Below are 1,568 nucleotides of genomic sequence, written 5' to 3'. Positions count from 1 at the left end.
TGCTGGCTTGAGCGGGCTCGTAACGACCGTCTGGTAATCGGTTCCTACTTAGCTCTCTCGATATTGTTGATTTTGACTTACAAAGGGTTTCGGCAATGACTGTTTGTGAACAGCCACGGGCCAAAAGGACAGAAATCTGGTATCGTTGTCCTTCGGTCAACTGCTGGTAACTCATGGTAATCACGTTTTGATTTTGGCGATGAGAAGCGTACCACTATCAGCAGTTGACTTCCTCTCGCCAGTTTAACGGCGTTGTTTCCTAAATCATTGAACTTATCACTCTAGCGGCGATCAGATCATCAACGCCTCAAAACCGGTCTCAGATGATGAGCAAAGCCAAGTATAAAATCAGCAATTGGAAGCAATACAATCAAGCACTGATTAATCGTGGTTCGATTACCTTTTGGGTTGATGACGCCGCTATCCAGACTTGGCACTGCAAAGAGCATCATGGAAAACGAGGCAGAGGCTTTACGTTTACCGATGGTGCCATTGAAACAGCACTGATGGTTAAAGGCATTTTCAAGCTCCCTCTTCGCGCCCTTCAAGGCTTTCTCGACTCGATATTTGGTTTGATGGACGTACCGCTAAAATCGCCGTCATACAGTTGTATCAGTAAACGGGCGAAGACGGTTGAAGTTAATTACCGATTACCCAGTCGTGGACCCGTTGCTCACGTCGTTATTGATGCCACCGGTTTAAAAGTGTTTGGCGAGGGAGAGTGGAAAATGCGCAAACATGGCAAGGAAAAACGCCGTGTTTGGCGCAAGCTGCATCTCGCGATTGACGACAGTACACATGAAGTGATTTCTGCCGTCGTTAGCTTAGCGTCTGTTGGTGACAATGAAGCCTTGCCGACGCTGCTCAACCCGTTACGCCGAAAAATTGCCCAAGTCAGTGCTGACGGCGCTTACGATACGAAAGACTGTCATCAGGTGCTCAAGAAAAAAGGCATCAAACCGACCATTCCACCGCGCAGCAATGCGGGTTACTGGGAGGACGGTCACCCTCGTAATGCAGCCGTCAGCGCCTTGAAATCGGGTAACTTGGCAAACTGGAAACGAGAAGAAGGTTATCACCAACGCTCTCTGTCAGAAACAGGCATGTCTCGATACAAAACGTTAATCAGCTCTCAGCTGACACTACGTGATTACGATGCACAAGTTGGCGAAGCATTGGCCAACGTGAAAGCAATAAACAAAGTCATAAGACTTGGTATGCCTGTTAGTTACCGAGTTGATTGATGGGGGCAACCCCATTGGGATCAGTGCGTTAGGTGAATGATTTGATCAACAACGCCGTTTTGAGGCGTTGATGATCTGATCGCCGCTAGAGTGATAAGTTCAATGATTTAGGAAACAACGCCGAGAAGGCGTGTAAAATTTGGTCAAGCGCTTCCGATATCGCCTCTTGCGTCGCATCGTTGTGATCTCTCACATTTTTTAAGCTTTCTGCGATCGCCGCTGGCGCAGATAAATGCACTAAGCTTTTGTCTGCGTCATACATGGTTCGGACGGTCTCTTCATACGTTAGGCCCAAACGAAGCGGCTTATCTTCAATAGGTTCAA

2 protein-coding genes and 1 pseudogene are annotated in these 1,568 nt (G+C 47.7%); 1 reads left to right on the top strand and 2 read right to left on the bottom strand.

The window, feature by feature from the left end:
* Positions 1 to 175, bottom strand: a 175-nt coding sequence (locus tag BGK46_RS17170) for a helix-turn-helix domain-containing protein (protein WP_139130765.1), incomplete at its 3' end; no start/stop codon positions are given.
* A gap of 151 nt (positions 176 to 326) precedes the next feature.
* On the opposite strand from BGK46_RS17170, the gene BGK46_RS10135 reads away from it, so the two are divergent.
* On the top strand, positions 327 to 1,244 hold the full coding sequence (locus BGK46_RS10135) for an IS5 family transposase (protein WP_069589059.1): 918 nt from the start codon (positions 327 to 329) through the stop codon (positions 1,242 to 1,244).
* A gap of 121 nt (positions 1,245 to 1,365) precedes the next feature.
* Here the strand turns inward: BGK46_RS10135 and BGK46_RS10130 are convergent.
* Positions 1,366 to 1,568: pseudogene (locus BGK46_RS10130) on the bottom strand (type VI secretion system-associated FHA domain protein); the annotation flags it as partial.

This window comes from Salinivibrio sp. SS2, assembly GCF_001722075.1.
GTDB classification, from domain to species: Bacteria; Pseudomonadota; Gammaproteobacteria; order Enterobacterales; family Vibrionaceae; genus Salinivibrio; species Salinivibrio proteolyticus.
This window is presented reverse-complemented; position numbering and strand designations above follow the sequence as displayed.